This window comes from Desulfolutivibrio sp., assembly GCF_036584575.1.
In the GTDB taxonomy this organism is placed as follows: Bacteria; Desulfobacterota; Desulfovibrionia; order Desulfovibrionales; family Desulfovibrionaceae; genus Desulfolutivibrio.
The window spans coordinates 20,731-43,889 of record NZ_JAZHDB010000037.1 but is presented as its reverse complement, the minus strand read 5'-3'; the positions used below and the strand labels follow the sequence as shown (position 1 = coordinate 43,889).

17 protein-coding genes are annotated in these 23,159 nt (G+C 64.5%); 5 read left to right on the top strand and 12 right to left on the bottom strand.

The genetic code is table 11. The annotated features are described in order from the left end of the window. Window positions 1-639: 639 nt before the first annotated feature. Both V3572_RS02860 and V3572_RS02855 read left to right on the top strand, forming a co-directional pair. A complete protein-coding gene (locus V3572_RS02860) occupies window positions 640-1,719 on the top strand; it encodes a GNAT family N-acetyltransferase (protein ID WP_332109465.1) in 1,080 nt (359 codons plus the stop codon). A gap of 315 nt (window positions 1,720-2,034) precedes the next feature. Continuing rightward, window positions 2,035-3,129, top strand: a complete 1,095-nt coding sequence (locus tag V3572_RS02855; RefSeq protein WP_332109464.1) for a GNAT family N-acetyltransferase — start codon at window positions 2,035-2,037, stop codon at window positions 3,127-3,129. Between the two features lie 159 nt (window positions 3,130-3,288). Here V3572_RS02855 and V3572_RS02850 read toward each other — a convergent pair whose 3' ends face one another. Continuing rightward, window positions 3,289-4,956: a bifunctional metallophosphatase/5'-nucleotidase gene (locus V3572_RS02850; RefSeq protein ID WP_332109463.1), complete on the bottom strand. Its 1,668-nt coding sequence runs from the start codon at window positions 4,954-4,956 to the stop codon at window positions 3,289-3,291. 281 nt (window positions 4,957-5,237) lie between these two features. Between V3572_RS02850 and V3572_RS02845 the strand changes: the two genes are divergently transcribed. Then, window positions 5,238-5,939, top strand: coding sequence for an aspartate/glutamate racemase family protein (locus V3572_RS02845; RefSeq protein ID WP_332109462.1), 702 nt, complete (start codon window positions 5,238-5,240; stop codon window positions 5,937-5,939). Here the strand turns inward: V3572_RS02845 and V3572_RS02840 are convergent. The 11 genes from V3572_RS02840 to V3572_RS02790 form a co-directional block, all read right to left on the bottom strand. Further along, complete coding sequence (locus V3572_RS02840; RefSeq protein ID WP_332109461.1) at window positions 5,936-6,121, bottom strand: hypothetical protein; 186 nt, start codon at window positions 6,119-6,121, stop codon at window positions 5,936-5,938. The genes V3572_RS02845 and V3572_RS02840 overlap by 4 nt on opposite strands. Window positions 6,122-6,223: 102 nt before the next feature. Further along, a complete protein-coding gene (locus V3572_RS02835) occupies window positions 6,224-7,360 on the bottom strand; it encodes a metal-dependent phosphohydrolase (RefSeq protein ID WP_332109460.1) in 1,137 nt (378 codons plus the stop codon). 197 nt (window positions 7,361-7,557) lie between these two features. After that, window positions 7,558-8,373 (bottom strand): glutamate racemase, encoded by an 816-nt coding sequence (murI, locus tag V3572_RS02830; protein ID WP_332109459.1) that lies wholly within the window; start codon window positions 8,371-8,373, stop codon window positions 7,558-7,560. Between the two features lie 123 nt (window positions 8,374-8,496). Then, window positions 8,497-12,408: an ATP-binding protein gene (locus V3572_RS02825; protein WP_332109458.1), complete on the bottom strand. Its 3,912-nt coding sequence runs from the start codon at window positions 12,406-12,408 to the stop codon at window positions 8,497-8,499. Window positions 12,409-12,712: 304 nt separating this feature from the next. Further along, on the bottom strand, window positions 12,713-13,393 hold the full coding sequence (locus tag V3572_RS02820) for a hypothetical protein (protein WP_332109457.1): 681 nt from the start codon (window positions 13,391-13,393) through the stop codon (window positions 12,713-12,715). A gap of 433 nt (window positions 13,394-13,826) precedes the next feature. Then, window positions 13,827-14,156 (bottom strand): pyrimidine/purine nucleoside phosphorylase, encoded by a 330-nt coding sequence (gene ppnP / locus V3572_RS02815; RefSeq protein ID WP_332109456.1) that lies wholly within the window; start codon window positions 14,154-14,156, stop codon window positions 13,827-13,829. Between the two features lie 41 nt (window positions 14,157-14,197). After that, the gene (gene glgB, locus V3572_RS02810; protein WP_332109455.1) at window positions 14,198-16,129 is read right to left on the bottom strand and encodes a 1,4-alpha-glucan branching protein GlgB; all 1,932 of its coding nucleotides are present in this window, start codon (window positions 16,127-16,129) and stop codon (window positions 14,198-14,200) included. A 116-nt stretch (window positions 16,130-16,245) separates the two neighbouring features. Further along, entirely contained in the window at window positions 16,246-17,121 is an 876-nt protein-coding gene (locus V3572_RS02805) for an MBL fold metallo-hydrolase (protein ID WP_332109454.1), read from the bottom strand. A 57-nt stretch (window positions 17,122-17,178) separates the two neighbouring features. Then, window positions 17,179-17,388 (bottom strand): hypothetical protein, encoded by a 210-nt coding sequence (locus V3572_RS02800; protein ID WP_332109453.1) that lies wholly within the window; start codon window positions 17,386-17,388, stop codon window positions 17,179-17,181. Between the two features lie 44 nt (window positions 17,389-17,432). After that, window positions 17,433-18,005 carry a helix-turn-helix domain-containing protein gene (locus tag V3572_RS02795; RefSeq protein WP_332109452.1) on the bottom strand — a complete coding sequence of 191 codons (573 nt, stop codon included), beginning with the start codon at window positions 18,003-18,005 and terminating at the stop codon, window positions 17,433-17,435. A gap of 182 nt (window positions 18,006-18,187) precedes the next feature. Further along, a complete protein-coding gene (locus V3572_RS02790; protein WP_332109451.1) occupies window positions 18,188-19,261 on the bottom strand; it encodes a tRNA(5-methylaminomethyl-2-thiouridylate) methyltransferase in 1,074 nt (357 codons plus the stop codon). A gap of 117 nt (window positions 19,262-19,378) precedes the next feature. Between V3572_RS02790 and V3572_RS02785 the strand changes: the two genes are divergently transcribed. Then, entirely contained in the window at window positions 19,379-22,636 is a 3,258-nt protein-coding gene (locus V3572_RS02785) for a transporter substrate-binding domain-containing protein (protein ID WP_332109450.1), read from the top strand. Further along, window positions 22,633-23,157, top strand: coding sequence for a chemotaxis protein CheX (locus tag V3572_RS02780; RefSeq protein WP_332109449.1), 525 nt, complete (start codon window positions 22,633-22,635; stop codon window positions 23,155-23,157). The genes V3572_RS02785 and V3572_RS02780 overlap by 4 nt, the downstream gene beginning before the upstream one ends. Window positions 23,158-23,159 lie beyond the last annotated feature (2 nt).

Here is a 23,159-nt window from a genome sequence, read left to right as displayed (position 1 = left end):
GTCCGAGACCCGGACTGCCTTGCCACGCGGTGTCATGCGCGGAGCAGATAGGTGTTCCGGGAGGGCCTCCTCCAATTTCACCAGCATAAATCGAGAGGTCATCGGAAACGGGTTGCCCCTTGTGCAATCCGCGACCGCCACGTGCGGCCGGGGCGGGCGTTCCAGCAGCAATGCGCCTGCGTCCACGGTTCGCAAGTCGGTTACGTCTGAGACGTCAAAAGTTCGGCGCCGCGATCAAAACGCCTGTGCAAGATCGATCTTTTATTATACACTTCGGTGCAGCTTCAAACACGACGGATTGCACGGGCAAAAAATGCCTGCCGTAGACGAAAGGTTTCCCTGAGGGGCGAACGTCGTCGTCCTTTTAAACGTAATGGGCGGTTCGTGCCGATACATTCACCTTTGATCCTGCATGTGTTGCATCCTTTACAAAATACGGACATATTGTGTAAAAAAAAATAAGTATTTTGACTTTATATTTGTCAAATTTCAGTTTACTAATTTTTGGAATACGACACGAGCGATAAATTCCGCGAGGGCGTGACGTTATTTTGTCTCATGTTTGCAGAGAGACGTGTACCGGTGAGTATTTTTTGCTATGCGTATACGGTTGCGTGAGGCATGGTTTCAGGAGGATGAATGGGGTCGACACGTATAGAATTCCACTCCTGCCTTCCCGAGATTGCCGGGGAATGGCTCAGACTGGAGCAAGGCTGCGCCAATCCCAGTATACAGAATAACTACCTGGTGCTCAATGCCTGGTACGCATGTTACCTGGCCGACCGTACACCAGCCTTTCTTTCCCTGTGGCAGGAGGATACGTGTCTGGGGATATATCCCTTCACGCTGGAAAAAAAGTATGGCGCAAGGGTATTTAATACACTATACCATGAATCGTTCAGTATAAGCAAGCCTGTTGTGCAGGATGGACAGGAAGAGTTTTTTTTCATGGAGCTTGTCCGGCTTTTACCGGAGCAACACGGCAAATGGGATGTCATCAAGTTAAGCAGCATCTATTGTTTCGATACGGAAGCCCGATTGCTCACATCCGCATTCGCACGCAACAACATGAAGGTCTTTACCATTCATGATCGCACATATGCTATTGAGATTGAGGATTCATTTGAGAAGTATCGCCTGACGTACCTGTCAAAGAAAACGCGCGAAAACCTTGACCGATTGGAAAAAAAAATTGCAAAGAAAGACAACAGGCTTGTCTATTACCAGAATTCCGAAGCCCTTCCCCATATGAGACGCTTCTATGAGATGGAGAATACGGGATGGAAAAAAGACACCGGGACGGCTTTGATTAATATGAACGACAATCTCGTCTACACCGAGTCGTTGATTCATAATTGCTGTCTTGCCGGGAAGTTCCTCATGACGTTTCTTGAACTTGACGGGGTGAAAATTGCAGGGCAATTCGGATATATTGAAAATGGAGTCTACAACGGCTTAAGAACGGCATATGACAGAGAATATTCCATGTTTGGTCCATCCATCATACTCATAGCGAGAACACTCCGGCTTCTGATCGACACTTTTCCGGATGTAAAACTTATGAATTGCTATCCATTGTCTTATGGATACAAACAGAAGTATGCGCACGATAGATGCGAATGCAATACGCATGTGCTCTTTAGCGACAGCATAAAGGGGAAACTCATGTCCGTTGCGTATAAGTACAAGATGTCGAAAAGACAACCACCTCAGCCATAATCCGCCCGTTTCGCAACGATAACAGACTCTCTCCTGAAGCATGGCAAGCGACCTTTCTTTTTCAGGCAGCACAGGGTTTTGGTTGATGAAGCAGCACGCGAGTTCAATATTTCATCCGCCTGGGAGGAAGTAACCGTGTCCATCTTTTCCTGCACAAACGTGTGCGTTGAACTAACAGATATGCAAAGCGATTTGGAAGGTACGCTATCTCAGTGGAAGCAGCTTTGTGAAAGGTCAGATACGTCATATTATATATCGCCAGGGTGGATTGCAACATGGTGCACAAGTCTAGAGTCGATGCAGAATTTATATCTGATGCGCATTATTGAGGATGGTGATTGCATTTATGCATGCATCGTGACAACATCAAAAAAAATGCGTCAAGGGGTGGTTCCGACACGATTGGTGAGCGTGTATTCCTGCGGTGATCTCTATCTGGATTCTATTTGTGGAATATACAATCATTTCCTGAAGCTGAAAGACACAGATATTTCGATTCGCGATATAGTCAACAGTTTTCCGTTCAAGTGGGATGAGTTTTACTTTCCGGGAGCCTCAATTCAGGACTTTCCAGGGAAAGACTTTGCTGTTTACGGAGAACAATACATTATATATGACTATAACAAGCCTGCATACTATGTTGATTTGACAAAAGTCGGCAAGACGCTGGACTCCTTCCTGGCGACGCTGTCCCAAAATACGCGAAGCCAGATCAAAAGGTCCATGCGATCTTACAATGAATTTGGAGAGTTGCACGTACACGAAGCCGATTCGATAGAGTCTGCCAGGGAGATGCTTGAGGAAATGTACTATCTGGGCAGATTGAGAAAAGATGCCCAGGGAATCGTCTCCTCTCTAAATCCATATGTCATCAAGTTCAATGACAAGCTATTGGAGTCAAGATTCTCCTTTCATGAGCTTCAAGTGCTGAAGATAACCGCAGGCGAAAAGCTTATCGGATACCTCTACAATCATGTGTACAATGGAACCGTCTATTTTTATCAGTGCGGATTCCACTATGCCGAAGACAACAAAATCCGGCCAGGTCTCGTCGCCCATACCCTGGCCATTGTCTACAATGCCAATAAGAACCATGAGCTTTACGACTTCGGGGCCGGAGAGGACAGATACAAGAAGAGTCTTGCAAACGGAATGAGCACCCTTGTCTGGGCGCGACTTTTGAAACCCACACTGAAAATGAAAGTGTTCAAGACGCTAAAGACGCTCAAAGAGCAAACCAGGATTCTCCTCGGCGGTTTTTTCCCCCGTACCCAGGTGAAGGACCGCGCCGCCTTCGGGGGGCGAACGTGGTCCCCAGAACAGGCACAGAGGCCTGAGGCTGGGCGGATGCCTGTGGGATCGAGGCCTGACCGAGGTCTTGCCGGGCCTTCGCCCCGTCAGGATGTATGAGAAAGGACGTCTCGAGCACCAACCGGGATGATATGAAACAGCGAGCGGCAATCATTTGAATAACTAGGATTCTCATCGGACAGATTTTGGGGTACGAAACGCTCAGGAGGCCCCCAATAGAAGGCCGAAGAAAAATTCGCCTGGCAGTCCGTCCAGCGCCTATTCTCCGGCCTCCTTCCTCTCGATCCTTCCATCAAGCTCCACCTTCAGCGGCGAATGCGCCGCCAGGTATCCGGCCACCATCTCGTCCATGGTCCGGCCGTCGAGCAGCACGTTTTTGGCCCGGTCTTTCAGCATGCCGTAGCCGTCGCCGCCGCGCGACAGGTAGTCGCTGATGGCCACGCGATAGGCGGCGGCCGGGTCCACAGGCGAAAATTTTCCGTCCGGGCCCTGAATCTGGGCCGAGAGGATGCGCGACCCCGCCTCCCGGGCCGGATCGAAGGCATAGCGCAGCCCCGCCACCATGGGAAACCGTCCAGTCCCAGAGCCCAAGGGATCGTGCGCCAGACTCACCCCGTGTTCCAGCGCGGCCATAAGGTCCGCGCCCAGAAGGTCGCACACCACCAGGGTGTTGCCGAAGGGAAAGGTCGTGAGCACGGCGCCGAGCGTCACCTCCCCGGCGGGCAGCCCGGCCCGGATGGAACCGGCGTTGACCAGCGCGGCCCGGGCCTCATGGCGTCCGGCCGCCGCCAGCACGGCATCGGCCGCCATGTCGCCGATGAGGCATTCGCCGCCCCGGCAGTCGGCCCGGGACAGGGGCAGGGCCGTTTCCAGGCTGCCCACCACCGTGGCCCGAAACGGGGCCAGACGCTCCTCATAGGTCGCCACCAGGGCCGCCATGCCCGGATCTTGGGCCACGCCCGCGTCCATGGGCCGGGGGTCGCCCTCGGCCGCCACCACCCGTCCGGCGGCGTCGAAACGCAGATTGAGCCGCCCCAGGTATTTGCCCCAAGAGTCCGCCGTGACCACGCAGGCCGTTTCCCCGTCCGGGCCGGAGATGCGCAAGGGGTATGGGCCCACGGCCTCGGGCGCGCCGTTGGCCAAAAGCAGATGGCTGTGGCCGCCCACGATGACGTCCAGGCCCGCCACGGCGGCCGCCAGCTCCTTGTCCCGCTCGAACCCGGCATGGCTGACGGCGATGATGATGTTCACCCCCTGGCCAGCCAGTTCGGCCACGGCCGCCCGCAGGGGCTCTTCGGCCGCCAGGAAACGCACATTTTTCCCCGGGCTCGACAGGCTGGCCGTGTCCTCGTTGGCCACGCCCACCACGCCCACGGCGCGGCCGCCCACGTCCAGAACCGCATACGGCGCGATCTTCCCGGCCAGAAGCGGTTCGGCCGCGACATCCATGTTGCAGGCCAGCATGGGGAAGGGGACGCCGGACAAAAAGCTGGCCAGCACGGCCGGGCCGTCGTCGAACTCGTGGTTGCCCGGGGCCATGGCCTGATAGCCCAGGCGGCTGGTCACCTCGCGCAGGGCCTCGTCCTTGAAGCGGGTGTAGGCCAGGGTTCCCTGGAACCAGTCGCCCGCGTCAACGAGCAGGGAGTTCCCGCCCTCGGCCCGGGCCTGGGCGATGGCCGTGGCCAGCCGGGCCGCGCCGCCCAGGCATTTGCCCTGGGCTTCTTTGTCGGCCGTGCATTCCTGCCCCATGGCGTCGAAGTCGTCGATGTGGGCATGCACGTCGTTGGTGTGCAAAAGGGTCAGGGCGAAATCGGCCTGTTCGGCCCGGGCGGCGGCGCCCAGGGCCAGAACCAGAAGGCAGAGGACGGCGGCCGAAATGGTGTGGAAACGCCGTAGGACCGGGCGCGGCGCGGACGATAGGGACATGGCGGACTCCCGTATCCGGGGTGAAGTGCTGGGCTGTTCCGGATGCCCGTCTGCATACCCCCAAATCGACGCGGAGAACAGACCCGGGCAGCGGGGCCCCTGCGGACGACGCCCCTTGACCCGGGCGGCGACCTGTGCTGCACAAGGGGCAGCGCCAGACGGGCCAGTCGGGCTAATCGGGGCGGGCAAGCCGGGCGCGCCGGGCGTTTGGCCCGGCCGGGCCACGCTCTTTTGCGAGGCCGCCGCAGGCGGCGGCAGACGCGCCATACAGGGGGCAGGACATGAAGACCATCGGGCTCTTGGGCGGCATGAGTTTCGAATCGACCTTAAACGCTCTGCGCGACATCCACGCCGGGGTGCGGGCCCGTCTGGGCGGCCAGCATTCCCCGCGCATCCTCATGGAGAGCGTGGATTTCGCCGATCTGAATTCCTGCCTCGCGGCGGGCGACTGGGACGGGGTGGCGGACCTGCTGTGCCCGGCGGCGGCCCGGATCGCGGGCGCCGGGGCGGATTTTCTGCTTGTATGCAGCAACACCGTGCATAACGTTTACGACGCGGTGGCGGCGGCTGTGTCCATCCCGGTGGTGCACATCGCCGATGCGGCGGCCCGGGGCGTCGCGGCGGCGGGCCTGTCCCGGGTGGGGCTTTTGGGCACCCGGGCCACCATGGAGATGGATTTTTATTCCGGCTGGCTGGCCCGCAAGCACGGCATCTCGGTCCTGATTCCCGAGGCGGAGGATCGGGGCATGATCGACCGGGTGATTTTTGAGGAGCTGTGCCAGGGGCGGATCACTGCGGCTTCCCGCCGGGAATACGAGCGGGTTGTGGGGGAGTTGGCCGGGCGCGGGGCGCAGGGGGTGATTTTGGGCTGCACGGAGATCGCCATGCTGCTGCCGCCCGCCGAATCGGAGTTGCCGCTTTTCGATACGGCGGCGCTGCATGCGGCCATGGCCGTGGACATGGCCCTTTGCGGCGACGGCTAGAGGAGGGGCAGCCGCAGCCTGACCGCCGCCACGTCGTCACGGTGCACCAAGACCTCCTGATTGCCCGGCGCGCCGTCTTTTTTGACCTTGCGACAGACCAGGATGCGGCGTCCGGACACGGCCACCACCAGTTCGCCCTTGTGGCGTTTCGAGGAAATGCGGTCTCCGGCCCGTAGGTCCATACGTGTCCGTTTTGCGGGATTTCGGCCCATGGGCCGGGCGCAGATATAAAAAAAGGCCGGGAGATTGTCACCCCGACCTTTTTTTATGGCGAGAGGGCAGTCCTAGACCGGCTTGACCAGTTCCTCGGCCAGGGCCGCCACCCCGGCTTTTCCCGTGGTGGAATAGGCCGCATACAGGCGCATGAAGGTGGCCTGGGAGCAGACGTAGTTACGGAAGCTGTTAAATGGCTTGGACGTAAGGTCCGCCTCGGACATGCCGTAGCGCTCCCGGGCGATTTCTGAGAGCACCGGGATGCTCCACTTGGCCGACGGCACGGACAGCACCCAGTCGTGGTCGCCCAGGTGGCACACGAACCCCTCCATGCGCCGGGGCTCGGGCAGGGTCTCGCCGCCTGTCGCCAAGAGCCCCTTCTGAACGGGGTCGACCCCGGCCAGGATGGCGGCGGCCTTGATCCAGCCCACCACCTCGGCCTCATCCTTGGGCGACCCGGGATGGTTGTGGGCGCAGGCCTGGGCCACCACCATGGGGGCGGGCAGGCCGCGCACGATGGATTCGGCCACGCTTAAGGCATGGTGCTCGCCGGTTCCGGCCAGGGGCTTTTCCGGCCGCGACTCGCCCGATTCCCCCCAGGCGAACACCCAGGGCTTGTGCAGGTCGTGGAGCATCTGGGAGGCCACCACCGCGTCGCGGTCCAGGTCGAAGCCGTAGACGTCGCGGTAGGCGTCGAAGATGGCCAGAGAAAGCTTCATGTTGCAGGCCGTGTGGGTGGCCAGCCCGCCGGGATAGGCGTGGTGGCTCTGGTAGCCGCTGCCCGGGGCGCTGCGGAAGGGCTGGAGCGCGGCGGCGGGGTCGGCGGCCAGCGGCGGCAGCAGGGTGTCGGGCGTGGCGTCCTTGACGTAGCCCTTGGCGGAAAGCTCCGCGCACACGGCGGCCCGATCCTTGGCGTCGGCCAGGCGGGCGGCCAGGGTGGGGGCGGGATTGTCCAGGATGGCCAGGACCGCAGTCCGGACCTGGGGATCGCGGATGGTTCCGGCCACGTCGCGCAGATACTTCCATGAGGCCGTCACATGGGGCGAGGCGTCGGCCATCTGCACCGGGGTCATGGCCTGACAGTCGGCCAGGGTTTTCTGCGATGTCGAGGCCTTGGCCAGGGCGGGGAACACGGCCTGGGCGGCCAGCACCGCGCCAAACGCCGCGCCAAGCTCCAGAAACTGGCGACGGTCGAAATGTCTTTCCATGGGTGTTTCCTCCGGGAACGGGGTGGTTTGGCGGCACTGAACCACGCCCGTGTGACCGCTTGGCGCACGGAGGATGTCTTTTGGACGACAGGCGGGACGGTCGGAGCGGCTGCGCCCTGGCCCGGAGGCGGGGCTTGCCGATCCATGCGGGCGGCCCGGAGGGTCGAAGCGACCGGGACGAAAAGACGGCGGGTCGATCAGCAGCCCAGGCTGACCAGATGCACGTCCGGCAGGGGGCGGCCCAAAAACAACTCGCCGATGCCGCGTAGCCGGTCGGGGGCGTCGGTCACGTAGAAGTCGTGGTGCGGCGGGTGATGGGCGTCGGCCAAAAGCCCGGCCTCGGCCAAAATCCGGTGGGTGTCCGCAGCCACGGCCGTGGCCGAATCCACCAGCGTCACCGACGGCCCGGCCTCGTCCTGCAAAAGCGGCCGCAACAGCGGATAGTGGGTGCAGCCCAAAATGAGCGTGTCCGGGCCTTCGGCCAGGACCGGGGCCAGGTATTCCCGGGCGATGAGCCGGGTGGCCGGATGGTCCAGAAAGCCCTCCTCAGCCAGGGGCACGAACAGCGGGCAGGCCCGGGATATCGTGCGCGAGGCGTCGCCGCCGCGCCGGGCGATGGCCGCCTTGTAGGCCCCGCTTTGCACGGTGGAGGGGGTGGCGATGATGCCGATGCGTCCGGTTACGGTGGCGGCCAGGGCGCTTCTGGCCCCGGCGTCGATGACCTCAAGGACCGGCACGCTGGACAGGGCGGTGATGGTCGGCAGGGCCACGGCGGCCATGGTGTTGCAGGCCACGATCAGCAGTTTGACGTCCTTTCCGAGCAGAAACCGCACGATCTCTGCGGCATAGCGGCTCACGGTCTCGGGCGATTTGACGCCGTAGGGCACCCGGGCCGTGTCGCCGAAATAGACGATGCGCTCTGCGGGCAGGCGTTCCATGACCGCCCGGGTCACGGTCAGCCCGCCGACGCCCGAGTCGAAGATGCCGATGGGATTTGGGGGAGTGTTGCCCACGGGATGCAAGCCTTTGTTCTGGATTGCCCCGGGGGCGGCGTCCGGCCCCGGGGTGGGGACACGGATACGCCAAGCCCCGGGGGGAATCAATCCTCGACCGGGCAGGTCTGGGGGGCGTCCGGCCTACTGCGGCATGGTGGTGGTTGGGGAGGCGTCCATGGCCCGTTCGATGGCCTGCTTGAGTTCGGACAGCTCCACGGGCTTGGAGACATAGCCGCTTAAGCCCGCCTGCAGGAACTGCTCCCGGTCGCCGAGCATGGCATGGGCGGTCATGGCGATGATGGGGATGCCCGCGTGGTCGCGAAACGTGGCGTCGGTGCGGATGATGGCCGCGGCGCGCAGGCCCCCCATGACCGGCATCTGGATGTCCATGAGGATCAGGTCGAAGCGTCCGGCGCGCAGGGCCTCCAGGGCCTGTTGGCCGTTGTCGGCGCATTCCGTCTGGTAGCCGAGCTTGGTCAGGTAGCGGCGTGCGGCGAACTGGCTGACGGGATCGTCCTCCACCACCAGGATCCGCCATCCGCGTCCCGCCCCCCGGTCCACGGTCCCTAGGGAGAGGGGCTCCTGCCTGGGGCATTCGGCCTGCCCCTGGTCGGGAATGGTGACCCGGACCCGGGTGCCGACGCCCTCCTGGCTGCATAAAAACACCGTGCCGCCCATGAGGTCCACCAGCCGGCGGACGATGGAGAGCCCCAGGCCCGCCCCGCCGTATTTGCGGGTATAGGAGCCGTCGACCTGGGTGAAGGCCTCAAAGACCCGGGCCTGTTTGTCGCCAGGGATGCCCACCCCCGTGTCGGAGATGTCGAAGCACAGGCGATTTCCCGCCCGGCCCGGGATTTCCGGGAGAGGGAAAACCCGCAGGCGCACGGTCCCCGCGTCGGCGTATTTCAGGGCGTTGCCCACCAGATTGTAGAGCACCTGGCGTATCCTGCCGGGATCGCCGCAGAAATAATCGGGCGTGGACGGCTCCACGACGCAGGAAAGCTCCACCCCTTTTTTCTCCGCCTCCAGGGCAAAGGCGCTGACGACCGGCTGGAGCGCCTCCTGAACCTCGAATCCCATGGCCGACAGGGACATTCGTCCCGATTCGACCTGGGAGATGTCCAGGATGTCGGCCAGGATGCGCAACAGGCCCCGCCCGGCGCGCAGGGCCGTGGCCACGTATTGGGCCTGCTCCTCGTCCAGGGCGGTGGTCTGGGCCAGTTGGAGCATGCCCAGGACGCCGTTTAAGGGCGTGCGTATCTCGTGGCTCATGGTGGCCAGAAACTCGCTCTTGGCCCGGTTGGCGGCCTCGGCCGCCTCCTTGGCGGCCACCAGTTGGGCCTCGGCCTTTTTCCGGGCGGTGACGTCCATGCCATAGATGTTGACGTAACCGCTTTTCAGGATGGGGTGGACGGTCATGGCGAATATCCGCTTTTCCACCTCCGTTTCGAAGACGACCGGCCTGTCCGTGGCGAAGGCCGCACCCACGGCCTCCTGGTGCGGCGTGGGAAAGGGCTGCCCCAGGCCGCTTTGGAAATGGTCGAGGAAGTCGGCGCTGGCCTTGTTGGCGTGCAAAACGGTCATGTCCGGAGCCACCCGCAGCACCGGATTGGGGTTTTCGCCGGGGAACCGGGCCAGGCTTTGGATTTCCTCGTAGGCCCGCTTGCGTTCGCTGATGTTCCGGGCGAACAGCAGCACGTCCCGCCGTCCGTTCAGGAACAGGGGAACGGCCGAGGCCTCGATGTCCACGCTTCCCCCCCCTTTTTTGAGGAAACGGAATTCTCCGCCGGGAGACGCCGTGTTGGCGGCGGAATCCGCCGCATCGCCCTCCCGTAGGGCGATCCAGTCCCGGAACCGGCCCCGGTGTTCGGGCGCGACCGACTCCAGGATGGAGGGGGCCGCGCGGGTATGTTCCTGGGGCAGGCCCAGGAGGCTCTGGCTGACCGCGTTGGCGTAGATCACCTGGCCGTCCTCCAGGATGCAGATGGCCTCAGGGGCGTTTTCCACCAGCACCGTGAAGCGTTCCCGGGTTTCCCGCAGGGCCGTCTCGACGCCCTTGCGGCGGTCGATGTCCTCCACCACGGAGATGAAATAGTCCGGTCGACCGGCGTCATCGCGCACCAGGGAGACCGTGAGCTGGACCCACACCGTGCCGCCGTCGGCCCGGACATACCGCTTCTCCATGGCGTAGGACGGAATTTCTCCAGACAGCAGCCGGGCCACATGGGCCACGTCGGCCTCCAGATCGTCGGGGTGGGTGACCTCCTGGAAGGTTTTGCGGCGCAGTTCGTCCAGCCCGTAGCCCAGAATGTCGCACAGCTTGCGGTTCACCCGCAGCCAGCGGCCGTCCGGGGCCACATGGGCCAGTCCCACGGCGGCCTGCTCGAAGGTGGCCTCGAAGCGGGCCTGGGTTTTCCTTTTCATCTCCTCCTGGCGCTGACGATCCTTGAGAAGCGCATGCACCCGGGCCGACAGTTCCGCCGTGGAAAAGGGCTTGGTCAGGAAGTCCTGGACCATGTTTCGCAAAAGCCGTGTCCGCAGGGCCTCGTCGGCCTTGGCCGTGAGCATGATCACCGGCACGTCCGCAGTCTCCGGATGGGCGCGCAGTCGCCGGACCATTTCCTCGCCGTCCATGCCGGGCATCATGACGTCGCTTACGATCAGCCCGGGCCGCAGGGCCAGGGCCTTCTCCAAGCCTTCCCGGCCGTCGAGGGCCTGGGCCGTGCGGTATTCGTCCTTCAGGGCAGCGGCCAGAAAGGCGTTCATGTCCGGATTGTCCTCCACGATGAGCACCAGCCCGCGCGGGTCGTCCGGGCCCTGGGATGCTCCGGAGGAGACGGAAACCGGGCAGGCGGCCGGGGCGTGCAGTTCCTCCACGGCCTGCCGGGCCAGAACATCGTCCATGGCGTGTGGCGTGTCCCCAAGAACCGTGCCCTCGGGCGCGGCCAGGGGCAGGGTCACGGTGAACCGGGCCCCGCCTTCCGGGGACTCGTCCAGCACCACGGAGCCGCTATGCAGTAGGGCGAACTCCCGCACGATGGCCAGCCCAAGCCCCGTGCCGCCGTGGCGGCGGCGGGCGCTGTCGTCGGCCTGCCGGAAGCGCTCGAACACGGTTTCCCGCATCTGCGGGGCCACGCCGGGGCCGCTGTCCGTGACCCGGATCACGGCCTGTCCGTCCACGGCCGCGAGGGCGACCCCGATGCGCCCGCCGTCCGGGGTGAACTTGAAGGCGTTGGAGAGCAGATTTTGCAGGATGCGCTGGGTCTTGTCGGCGTCGAGAGTTGCGTCCAGGGCCTCGGGGGCGGTCACGTCGAACCGGACGCGCCGGTCCCGGGCCAGCATCTCGAACAGCGAGGCCGAGAACCGGACCAGATGGGCCAGATCGGCCCGGGAATAGTGCATGGCCATGCGTCCGGAATCGAGCTTGGCCACATCGAGCAGGTCGCTGACGTGATGATAGAGCAGGCGGGCGTTGCGGGAGACGAGTTCAAGGCTGGCCCGGGCGGCGGGCGCCAGGCCGGGGTCGTTTAGGAGGCTGTCCACCGGGGCCAGGATCAGGGTCAGGGGGGTGCGCAGTTCGTGGCTGACGTTGGCGAAAAAGCGGGTCTTGAGTTCGTCGATCTCCCGGGTCTTTTCGTAGAGCCGGGTGATGTCGGCGTTGGCCGCCAGAAGCTTCTCGTTGGCCTGGCGGGCGGATTCCAGGGCCTCGGCGGCCAGCCGGTTGGCCGTGCGCAACCGGCCGTGGGACAGGCTGAAAAGCACGCCCATGCACAAAAAAACCCCGATGGACAGAAGGCTCATGGGGTTTTTCAGCATCTGCCCGAGGTCCGCCTCCATGAAAAAAACGACCGCCATGGTCGCCGACAGGACCGTTGAGGCCAGGCCGCCGGGCAGGCCGCCCACCCAGGAGCTGAAAAAGACCGCTGGAAAAAACAGAAACCAGATGTAGGGGCGGATACCTTCCCAGAAAAGCCATTGCAGGGCCAGGGCGGCGAAGGGGATGGCCAGGGCCGCCAGCAGGCGGGGAGGGGAGACGCGGGGGTTCGTTTTCATGGGCTCGACCATGTTTCCCTTTTCCATGTCAACGGGATGCCGTGCCGATCAAACGGGGCTCCCGTCTTTGCCGGGGAGGGGGAGTTCCACTAATGTGCAGAATACATCACAAACCGATATCGCTGTCGAGAAACAAAAGATCGCAGGATCGATTCCGGGCGACGCGATGACGGGTTTCCGTTGCGGGCCAACACGGTGAAACCAATGTGGGATTTCATCAGTGCGTTGTCGGCGGCGGGCACGAAGACGAGCGGGGGGGAGAAAAAAAACACCCGTGCGGCGACAGCAACGACACGCGTGGCGCCTACGCCCGGGCAGGGGGCGTTTCGGCGAGAAGCGCCCCGGCCGCGTCCAGGATGGCCGGGTCGGTGAAATCGGCGGTGGTGGTGATGGTCTGGACGGCCACCTGGCCCATGGCGGCGCAAAAGGGGGTCGCCGCCTGCCCGAAGCGGGTCGCCAGGTCGCGGCCCAGTTCGGCGCACAGGTAATGGACGCAGCGCGGGGACTTGAACAGGCGCAGGGTGCAGCCATCCCCGGCTAGGCAGTCGCAGTGCCCGGGGGTGAGGCGGCGGCCGTGCTCCACTTCGAAAGAGGTCTCCAGGCGTTGCAGGGAGCCGATGACGTAGGAGAGCTCCAGGGCCGCCGGGGAGGGGCGGGCGATCATCATGTCGGCCAGGGACAGGATCTCGAAATGGTTGGCGTTGCAGCAGCCCACGGGGGGGCGTGTACAGCCGTCGCGGCAAAAATCCCGGGTGGCGGCGGCCTGGATGACGTCGAGCTGGCGGACGTAGAGGGAATAGGCGATGACCCGGCGGCGCATGGACTCGGCAAGCCCCGTCAGGTAGCCGCTTAACCTGGTGATCTGGCGCCTGACGGCGGCGTCGGACAGGAAGGGGTGGGCCGTGGCGCACAGGGCCGACAGGTCGCCGTCGGCGGCCTCGGCGCGTTTCTGGGGCAGGGCGTCGAGCCAGGGTTCAGGGGCCATGACGCCCCGCGGCAACACCGGGCGGGGCGCTGACAGTCCGTATACGGGAGGTCCGGCAAATCGATGCGGTTCCCTGAGGAATCGAATACGGCCGGGCGGGCGGGGTTTCCGGAAAGATCATGTGCGGCATACGCATCCCTGAACGAGGCGAAAGGCGTTGTCGCTCCCGTTCAGGGACAGGCTACGGGTAATATCCGGAAAGTCCAAGGAAAAAACGCGGCGACGTCTAGCCGAAGGAGCAGATATACTCGGCGATCCCGTCATCGACCGCGCCACCAGCAAAAACACCCTGTGTTTTTGCTGAAAAAACCTGGCTCACGGGATGCGCTTTAGCCGAAGGAGCAGATATACTCGGCGATCCCGTCATCGACCACGCCACCAGCAAAAAACACCCTGTGTTTTTGCTGAAAAAACCTGGCTCACGGGACGCGCTTTAGCCGAAGGAGCAGATATACTCAGCTATCCCGTCATCGACGGCGATCTCGAACGACGAATCGCCGGGCACGAGAAAGCTGGTCCCGGCCGGATAGGCGGTAAACCCCTCCCGCCCGGCCAGCTTTACCCGGCAGGCCCCGGCCACCATGTCCATGCGCTCGGGGGCGCCGGTATTGAAGGCATAGCTGCCGGGAAAGATGAGCCCCAGGGTGATTTTTTTCCCGTCGGCGTCCACCAGGGTGTGGCTTATGACCTTGCCGCCGAAATAGATGTTGGCCTTGCACACGGCGGTGACGCCGGGAAATTCTGCCGGAATGCCTTGGGACATGGGAAGCTCCGTAGTGGGGTTGGCGGTGACGGGGAAGGGGGCTAGAGCCAGTTCTGGGGGGTGAGCAGCACGGCCGACAGGGGCGGCAGGACCATCTCCAGGCTGTAGGGATGCCCGTGCCCGGGCGCGTCCTGGGCGGCCACGGCCCCGGCGTTGCCCAGGCCCGAGCCGCCGTAGACATCGGCGTCGCTGTTTAACAGCTCGGTCCACACCCCGCCCATGGGCACGCCCACCCGGTAGGCGGGCCGGGCCACGGGGGTGAAGTTGAAGACCCCCAGCACCATGTTCTGGGGGCGCGCGCCCTTGCGCAGAAAGGCCACCACGCTGGCCTCAGCGTCCCGGAAATCGACCCATTCGAAGCCCGACGGCTCGAAATCCCGTTCATGCAGGGCGGGCTCGCGGCGATACAGGTCGTTTAAGTCCCGCACCCAGGTCATGACCCCCCGGTGGTGGCGGTATTCCAGAAGCCGCCAGTCGATCTCGGCATCGTGGTTCCATTCGCTCCACTGGGCGATTTCCGCGCCCATGAACAGGAGTTTTTTCCCGGGATGGGCGTACATCAGGGCGTACAGAAGCCGCAGGTTGGCGAACTTTTGCCAGTCGTCGCCGGGCATTTTGCCCAGAAGCGAGCCCTTTCCGTAGACCACCTCGTCGTGGGACAGGGGCAGGATGTAATTTTCCGTGAAGGCGTACCAGATGCCGAAGGTCAGTTCGCCGTGGTGGAACTTGCGGTGGATGGGGTCGCGGGAAAAATAGCGCAGGGTGTCGTGCATCCAGCCCATGTTCCACTTCATGCCGAACCCCAGGCCCCCGATGTAGGGCGGACGCGACACCATGGGCCAGGCCGTGGATTCCTCAGCCATGGTCTGGATGTCCGGGAACCGGGTGTAGGCGGCCTCGTTGAGCTTTTGGAAGAAGGTGATGTTGTCCAGGTTTTCCCGGCCGCCGTGGATGTTGGGGATCCATTCGCCGTCTTTGCGCGAATAGTCCAGGTAGAGCATGGAGGCCACGGCGTCCACGCGCAGGCCGTCGATGTGGTATTTGGACAGCCAGAACATGGCGCTGGAGATGAGGAAGGCCCGCACCTCGTAGCGGCCGGTGTTGAAGATGTAGCAGTTCCAGTCGGGGTGGTAGCCGCGCCTGGGATCGGCGTGCTCGAAGAGGTGGGTGCCGTCGAAATAGGACAGGCCGTGGCCGTCCGTGGGGAAATGGGAGGGCACCCAGTCCAGGATGACCCCGATGCCCGCCTGGTGCAGGCGGTCGATGAGGGCCATGAACTCCTGGGGCGTGCCGAAACGGCTGGTGGGGGCGAAATAGCCCAGGGTCTGGTAGCCCCAGGAACCGAAGAAGGGATGCTCCATGACCGGCAAAAACTCCACGTGGGTGAAGCCGCAGGCCAGGACGTGCTCGGTCAGGCGGTCGGCCAGCTCCAGATAGGACAGGGAGCGGTAGCGGTCGCCCATCTCCCGGGCAAACGAGCCCAAATGCACTTCGTAGATGGAGAGGGGGGCGTCCAGGGCGTTTTTTGCGCCTCGCCCGGCCATCCAGTCCCCGTCGCCCCAGGCATAGTCCAGATCCCAGACGATGGAGGCGGTTTTCGGGGAGGTCTCCCAGAACCGGGCGAAGGGGTCGCCCTTGTCGCCCCGGTATTCGCCGGTGGCGGAGACGATGTGGTACTTGTAAAGGGCGCCCCGGCCGATGCCCGGCAAAAAACCCTCCCAGATCCCCGACGAGTCGAGGCGCACGGCCAGGGGGTGGCTTTCGACATCCCACCCGTTGAAGTCGCCCACCACGGACACGGCGGCGGCGTTGGGGGCCCAGACGGCGAAAAGGGTTCCCGGTTCTCCGTCCACGGTCATGGGGTGCGACCCGAGCTTGTCGTGCAGATCGAAGTGGTTGCCTTCCTTGAAGAGATAGATGTCGTGGTCGGTCAGAAGACTTGTGTCGTATCGTGGTTCATGGGGACGCCGCATGATGTGGCTCCTTGGGAAAGTGCGGGATGGACGCGCGGCGCCGGGACTGGCCGTCGCGCGGGGCACACCCTAGACGAAGTGCCCTCCGGAGGCAAACACGCGGACGGCGGGCGGCCTTACGGATAGTCCAGGACAAGCCCCGATCCGGTCTCCAGCACCGGCACGAACCGGGACAGGGCGATCTTGGCCGCGAGGTCCGTGCAGTGGCAGGGATGGGTGGCCGCCGGGGCCGCCTCGGCCAGGTAGCGGCCCGTGGCCTCAAGCCTGGAGGCCGGAGCGCAAAGCAGGTGCAGGCCGCCCACGATGTCCCGGATGCGCGTCTCGCCGCAGACCTGCCGGGCGTGGCGCACGATGTTGCAGACGCCCGCGTGGGAGCAGCCGGTCAGGATGACCAGTCCGGCGGGGCTGGTATAGACCAGGGCCGTATCGTCGGCCAGGGTGTCCGGAAGGCCCGGGGCCGGGGCCTGCCCAGGGGCGGGCAGCTCGTGGTCGGCGTGGCGCAGGCGGTCGCCCGGGGCCGGGCCGGACTCGAAGTCGAAGTGGCGGGGGATCTCGCCCAGAAAGATCAGGCGCTCGGTCAGGGCCACGGGGTCTTTGGTCAGCCGCAGGGTGAAAAAATCGGCCAGCACGGCCGGGGAGAAGTGGTTGCCGATGGCCGGAACCCGGCCCATGCGCCGCCGGGACAGGGCGTCGGGATGGGCCGTGAGCACGGGACGCGGCCCGGGACGGCCCTCGCAGGCGTCCTCGGTCAGACGCCGCAGGAGGTGCTCCAGGCCCCACAGGTGGTCGAGATGCCCATGGGACAGGGCCACATGGTCGAGGTCCGAGAGGTCGATGCGCAGCTTCTCGGCGTTTCGCAGGAAGACATCCGAATAACCCGCGTCGAAGAGGATGCGTGAGCCGTCCGCCTCCAGAAACAGGGACAGGCCCGGTTCGCCCAGGAAATAGCGGTCGATGAGGGTATTGTTGTCGGCAAGGACCGTGAGCTTCATGGCGGCCTCCAGGACGTGGTGTATCTCTGCCGGGGGCGGGGGGCAAGCCGGGCGGGATCAGGCCGGGTCGTCGGGCGAACCGATGTGTCCGGCCAACACGGTGTCCCGGTGCTTCATGCTGGCGCAGCGAGGACAATAGGTGAAGGTGTTCACGGAGAGGGCCAGTCCGCAGTGCTCGCAAAAAAGAAGCTGGCAGACCGGACAGCAGAAGATCGCCGTCCCCGCCCGGGTGCAGCCGCAGTGTCCGCATGTGCAAAAAAACGCCATGATACGTCGCTTTTTTTCGGAGGTCATAGAGCGGAACGGGGCGTCTAACCCCCCGCCGGCATGGTTTTGGCTACAAAGACGATGCGGGACGAGGTGTTCTTTTTGTCACGCAAAAGGGTCACGGACACCATGACCGGGATGTGCTTGCCATCCCGGGCCAGCAGGGAGGCCCTGGCGTTGCGCAGGTCCGTGCCCTTGCCGCACAGGGACACGATCTCGGTCACGTAGGCCAGGCAGTCGGCGGCCACCAGCGACAGCAGGGGGCGTCCCAGAAGCTCCCTGGCCTGCCAGCCGAATTCCCGCTCGGCCACGGTGTTGGCATCCACGATGATGGCCTCGGTGCTGGCGATGAATATCGGGTCAACGCAATGCATGAAGGCCAGGGCCCGGTAGGCGGCGGCCTCGCCGTCCTCCTGATCGGCCCCGGCGGCGAAGTCGCGCGGGGAGAGGAACAGGACGGCCGGGGAGATCTGGAAATGCCGGGAGAGCTTTTCGATGACGAAAAAAGAAGGGGAGGCCAACCCACGTTCGATCTTGGACAGGTAGTCCAAGGAGATGCCGATACGTTCGGAGAGGGCGGCCTGGGTGAGATCGCGGGATTGCCGCAGATGGCGCAATCTTCGACCGAATACACCTTTCAGGTCATGTGTATTCATATCGCGGATGTAGGGCACGGGCGGCGAATTGGCAACGGATTGTCAGTACGGGTCGGGGACTTCGGATATCCGTGGGAAGAAAGAGCGGGTCGAGAGCGGTCATCCGGCCTCTCTCCGGGGACGGGCGTCAGGGCCGGGAGGCGTCAGGCGAGGCCCATCTCCCGGGTGCGCCGTCTGGCGGCGAAAAGCGCGGCCTTGTCGCCGGCGGCCTCGTCCCAGGCGGGTTCGCGCCAGGCCAGCAGGGTTTCCCGGGCGGGGACGGCCCACACCGGGCTTATGTCCGCGCCGCCGACGGAGACGGCCGTTTCCTTCCCGGCAAGTCGGGCCTTGGGCGAGAACGAGGCCACGAAGGCGGCCGCGTCGCGGATGGCGGCCTCGTCCCAGACCGCGCCGGGCAGGCGCCGGGCCAGGGCCAGGGGGCCGGGATGGTCGCGAACCTTGAACACCAGGTCGTTTACGGCCAGGGCCGCCTCCAGTCTGGCGTTGTCGGACTGGTTGCGGCCGATGGTCAGCCACAGGGGGCCCGCCCAGTATTGCCGACCGATGTTGGCCAGTTCGAAATCCGTGGCCCCGGGTTCGGGATGGTGGACGAAGATCGGAAAATATCGCCTGACCGACTCCATCTCCGTGAGCATGCAGCCCCCGGCCGGGGTGGGGATCTCGGGCAGGCCCATGCGCCTGGCCAGGTCGAGCTGATCCTTGCGGCTTCGGCCGCTCATGGCGTGCAGGCGTTCCCGGTCCACCAGGCCGCTTTGCTCCATGGGGGTCTCGGGCAGGCGCTTGGCGCACAGCGGCCGCAACAGCACCTCCCGGGCCCCGGAGTCGCGGCGGATGACGTGCAGGGCGTCCAGGCGCTGGGACATGGGGCGCTGGCCCACCACCTCGCCCGTGGCCACAAGCCTGGCCCCGTATTCCGGCAAAAGGGCCATGGCCCGGTCGAGCATGAAGATCTTGCAGTCGATGCAGGGATTGAGGAACTTGCCCAGGCCGTGGGCCGGGCCGTCGGAAAGCATGCGCACGTAGTCTGGCCCCACGTCCAGGGCCAGGATGTCCAGGCCGAAGGCCTCGCGCCAATGGACAAGACGCCCGGGCTTGCCGAAAAAAGGGCTCACGAAGTGCAGGCACAGGACGGAAAGGCCCTGGTCCATGAGGGTCCGCGCGGCCAGGACGCTGTCCAGGCCGCCGGAGAAAAGGGAAAGGGCGTCGTAGCGTTTCATATCCGGCGAGCCTAAGGCCTGGACGAACGCCTGGCAAGTGGGGCGGCGGCAGGCCGTCCGGTTGCGATTCCGGCGCGGGGCGACCGGCTTGCCTGTCGTGCCAAGGGGTGCTATCCGATGTCCTTGCAAAACCAGCCCAACAACCATGTTTTGGTGAGCACCATGGCTTCATTCGTCGCCGTCGCGCCACGTCGGCCCATTTTGGCGGTTCTGGCAATCCTGGCGGTCCTTTTTCTTGGCCCGTCCCCGGCTGCCGCCCGCGACGCTCTCCCCGATCTGGGTCTGACCGACGAGGAAAAGGCTTTCATTGAAGCCCATCCGGTCGTCACCTTCAGCGACTCCATCTGGGAGCCGCTGGCCATGGTGGAGAACGGGAAGTACCAGGGCATCTTCCACGACTTTTACGAAATCGTCTCGGCCATGACCGGGTTGGCCTTCAAGTTCGAGGCCCAGGGCGATTCCCGGGACTTCGGGAAGGTCTTGGCGGCCCTTCGGGACAAGCGCATCGACATGATCGACGGCACGGGCAAGAGCGCGGATCGCGAAAAATACGCCCTGTTCGCCGGTCCCTTTTTGCGCTTTCCCCTGGCCATCGTCTCCCGGGACGATGTCATGGCCGGTTCCCTTCTCGAGTTGCACGGCAAGCGGGTGGCCGTGGCCAGCGGCTCCACGGCCTACGAATACGCCCGGGACAACCATCCCGACCTGGATCTCCTGGTGGTGGAGGATCCCGCCGAGGCCCTCCTGGCCGTCTCCTCGGGACAGGCCCAGGCCATGCTCGACAACCTGGCCGTGGTCACCTTCGGCATCCGCAAGGCGGGGTTGAGCAACCTCAAGGTCTCGGGCCTGACGGACTTCGCCTTCGACATCTACACCCTGGTGCGCGATGACATGCCGGAGCTGGCCTCCATCCTGGACAAGGCCCTAAAGGCCGTTCCGGTGTGGGACAAGGCGGCCATCATGGCCAAGTGGCTACCCCTGTACGCCTCGGGGCAGGCGGCGGTCCGGGCCGACGCGGCGGGCGGCGCCCAGGGCCTCGCGAACACGACATCGGGCCCGGCCCCGGCCCGGGTGACCCTGAACCGCCGTGAGCGCGAATACGTCCAAGGCAAGGGGTCGCTACGCTATTGCGTGGACCCGGACTGGCCGCCCATCGAGCGGATCAGCGAGACCGGCCGGTACGAGGGCATGGCGGCCGACGTCCTGGCCCTTCTGTCCGAGCGGCTTGGCGTTACGACCCGTCTGGTTCCCACCTCCTCCTGGTCCCAGACCTTGGAGACGGCCGAAAAAGGCGGCTGCGACTTTATCGCCGCCGCCGTGGAAACGCCGGAGCGCCGTCGCTTTCTCGATTTCACCAGCCCCTATCTTCAGTTGCCCCTGGTGGTGGCCACCCGCGCCGATCATCCCTTTGTGGACGGGCCGAAGGCCCTGATGCATGACCGGGTGGGCGTGGTCCGGGGCCATGCCACGGCGGGCATCCTGCGCTCCAGGTATCCGTCCCTGGATGTGGTGGACATGCCCACCGAGTCCGAAGGCCTGGCCCAGGTGGCCTCCGGGGGGCTCGGGGCCTTTGTGGACGTGCTTCCGGCCGTGGCCTACCGCCTGGACAAGGAACGGCTGACGGGCCTGAAGATCGCGGGCCGCCTGGAGGACCATCTGGAATTGTCCCTGGCCGTACCCCGGGGAAAGACGGAGGTGTTGTCCATCTTCCAGAAGGGCGTCAGCAGCCTGACCGCCGGGGAGTTGGACGCCATTTTCAAGAAATGGGTGGCCGTGCGCTTCGAGCATGGCTTTGATTACACCCTGGTGTGGCGGGTGGCGGCGGGCGCGGCCCTGGTCATTGTGCTCATCGTGTGGTGGAACCGCAAGCTGACCCGCCTGAACCGGACCATCCGTCAGGCCCAGGAGGAGCTGTCCGCGCTTCTGGACAACTCCGGCCAGGGGTTTTTGTCGTTTGGGATCGATTGCCGGGTGCAGCCCCGCTTCAGCCACGAATGCCTGGACATGTTCGGCCGCGATCCCTCCGGCGAGCCCATCCAGTCCCTTTTGTTCCCCGGCGACGCCCGCGCCTCCGGGGATTTCGCCAGAAACGTGGGCCGCATCCTGGCCGAGGACGACGATTTCCGGCGGTCGCTGTACCTGTCGCTGATGCCGGCGGCCGTGCATCTGGGGGACCGCGATCTGGAGGTGGAATACCGGGTGTCCGGGCCCGGGCGGCTCATGCTGATCTTAACCGACGTCACGAACGCCCGCCGCCTGGAGAGCGAGGTGGAGAAGGAACGTGGGCGGCTGGCCAATGTGGTGGCCGTGGCCCGTGATCCGCGCGATTTTTTCCAGGTGGCGGACGCCTTCCGGGACTTCGCCTCCGGCTGCCGGACCCCGGTCGCGTCGGCCGAGACCCCACAGGAGGCCTTGCGCCGCCTGTATCGCCGGGTGCATACTTTCAAGGGGCTGTTTTTGCTGTTCGGCTGCCGCCGGGTGTCCGCCGCCTTGCACGACCTGGAGTCGCGGCTGTCGGGCCTTAACCCGGCGCGGATCACGGCGGACGCTCTTTGCGGCGTGATGCGCCTGGACCCGGTGCTGGCGGAACTGGAGGCCGATCTGGCCCTTTTGCGCCAGACCTTGGGCGACGACTTTTTCAAGCGGCGCGACGCGGTGTGCATCGGCGAGGAGGCGGCCCGGGAACTGGAGGGCCTGGCCGAGGGCCTGGCCGCCGCCCTGCCGGCCCCGGACCCGCGTCTGCATGCGCTTCTTGAACGGGCCCGGACCCTGCGCTACGTGGATATGCGGACTCTGCTGGCCGTGCCCCTGGGAACCGCCGTCCAACTGGCCGAACGCCTGGGCAAGGCGGTGACCGTGCCGCCGGTGTCCGGCGAGGCCGTGCCCGTGGACCCGGACCTGTTCGGCCCGCTGGCCCGGCGCATGGTGCATCTGGTGCGCAACGCCGTGGCCCACGGCATCGAGCCCCCAAAGGAGCGCCTCCGGGCAGGCAAGCCCGAGGCCGGAACCGTGGCCGTCTCCGTGGCGAAAAAAGACGGCCTGCTGTGCGTAAAGGTATCCGACGACGGGGCCGGGATCGATCCCATGGCCGTGCGGGACAAGGCCGCCGCCCTGGGGATTGCCGGAAAGGACGAACTCGCGGCCATGGACGACGGCCAGGTGGTGCGTCTGGTGCTGGCCCAGGGCTTAAGCACCGCCAGCGGCGACGTCGAGGCCGCAGGCGCCGCCGGACGCGGCGTGGGGCTGGCCGCCGTGCTGGAGGCGGCCAAGCGGCTTGGCGGAGACATGGACATCGAAAGCCGCCCCGGCCGGGGCGTGACGTTTACCGTGCGTGTACCGCTGTCAGCAACCGAGAAGGGAAAGGAGCAGTCATGAGCGCCCCCTCCGTGGACATCCATCGGCTCTTGCAGGCCCTCACCGTGCGCACGGTGGGTTTTTTGGGCGAGGAACTGGGCATCGAGGTCACGGCCCAGTCCCAGCACCTCGACGACGTGCAAAAACTCGACCTCAAGCATCTGACCGCGATCATGAGCGCCACGGACAACATGAAGCTCTACCTGGCCTATAGTTTCGACGAATCACTGATCATCAAGGCCTTCGAGGTCTATTGCCAGGAGTTGGATATTGCCGAGGACGAGCGCGAGACGTATGTCGAGGAAACCGCCGGGGACATCATCAACATCATCGTGGGCAACGCCCTGGCCGACCTGTCGGCCCAGGGCCGGGTCATCGGCCTGTCGCCGCCCATCGTGATCACCGAGGCCAAAAGCGTCATGCGACACCGGGGGGCCAAGTTCGCCTCGGCCAGCTTGGCGACGGCTTTCGGGGGCCTGAACATCCATCTCATCGGCCCGGGAGAGCTTTTTGACGACACCCTCGACTATGTGGAGGCATAAGC

Bases quoted from the DNA above. Each gene is read 5' to 3' on its own strand.
- V3572_RS02860 (WP_332109465.1), top strand. From the start codon at position 640: ATGGGGTCGACACGTATAGAATTCCACTCCTGCCTTCCCGAGATTGCC.
- V3572_RS02855 (WP_332109464.1), top strand. From the start codon at position 2,035: ATGCGCATTATTGAGGATGGTGATTGCATTTATGCATGCATCGTGACA.
- V3572_RS02850 (WP_332109463.1), bottom strand. From the start codon at position 4,956: ATGTCCCTATCGTCCGCGCCGCGCCCGGTCCTACGGCGTTTCCACACC.
- V3572_RS02845 (WP_332109462.1), top strand. From the start codon at position 5,238: ATGAAGACCATCGGGCTCTTGGGCGGCATGAGTTTCGAATCGACCTTA.
- V3572_RS02840 (WP_332109461.1), bottom strand. From the start codon at position 6,121: ATGGACCTACGGGCCGGAGACCGCATTTCCTCGAAACGCCACAAGGGC.
- V3572_RS02835 (WP_332109460.1), bottom strand. From the start codon at position 7,360: ATGGAAAGACATTTCGACCGTCGCCAGTTTCTGGAGCTTGGCGCGGCG.
- V3572_RS02825 (WP_332109458.1), bottom strand. From the start codon at position 12,408: ATGAAAACGAACCCCCGCGTCTCCCCTCCCCGCCTGCTGGCGGCCCTG.
- V3572_RS02820 (WP_332109457.1), bottom strand. From the start codon at position 13,393: ATGGCCCCTGAACCCTGGCTCGACGCCCTGCCCCAGAAACGCGCCGAG.
- ppnP (WP_332109456.1), bottom strand. From the start codon at position 14,156: ATGTCCCAAGGCATTCCGGCAGAATTTCCCGGCGTCACCGCCGTGTGC.
- glgB (WP_332109455.1), bottom strand. From the start codon at position 16,129: ATGCGGCGTCCCCATGAACCACGATACGACACAAGTCTTCTGACCGAC.
- V3572_RS02805 (WP_332109454.1), bottom strand. From the start codon at position 17,121: ATGAAGCTCACGGTCCTTGCCGACAACAATACCCTCATCGACCGCTAT.
- V3572_RS02800 (WP_332109453.1), bottom strand. From the start codon at position 17,388: ATGGCGTTTTTTTGCACATGCGGACACTGCGGCTGCACCCGGGCGGGG.
- V3572_RS02790 (WP_332109451.1), bottom strand. From the start codon at position 19,261: ATGAAACGCTACGACGCCCTTTCCCTTTTCTCCGGCGGCCTGGACAGC.
- V3572_RS02785 (WP_332109450.1), top strand. From the start codon at position 19,379: ATGTCCTTGCAAAACCAGCCCAACAACCATGTTTTGGTGAGCACCATG.
- V3572_RS02780 (WP_332109449.1), top strand. From the start codon at position 22,633: ATGAGCGCCCCCTCCGTGGACATCCATCGGCTCTTGCAGGCCCTCACC.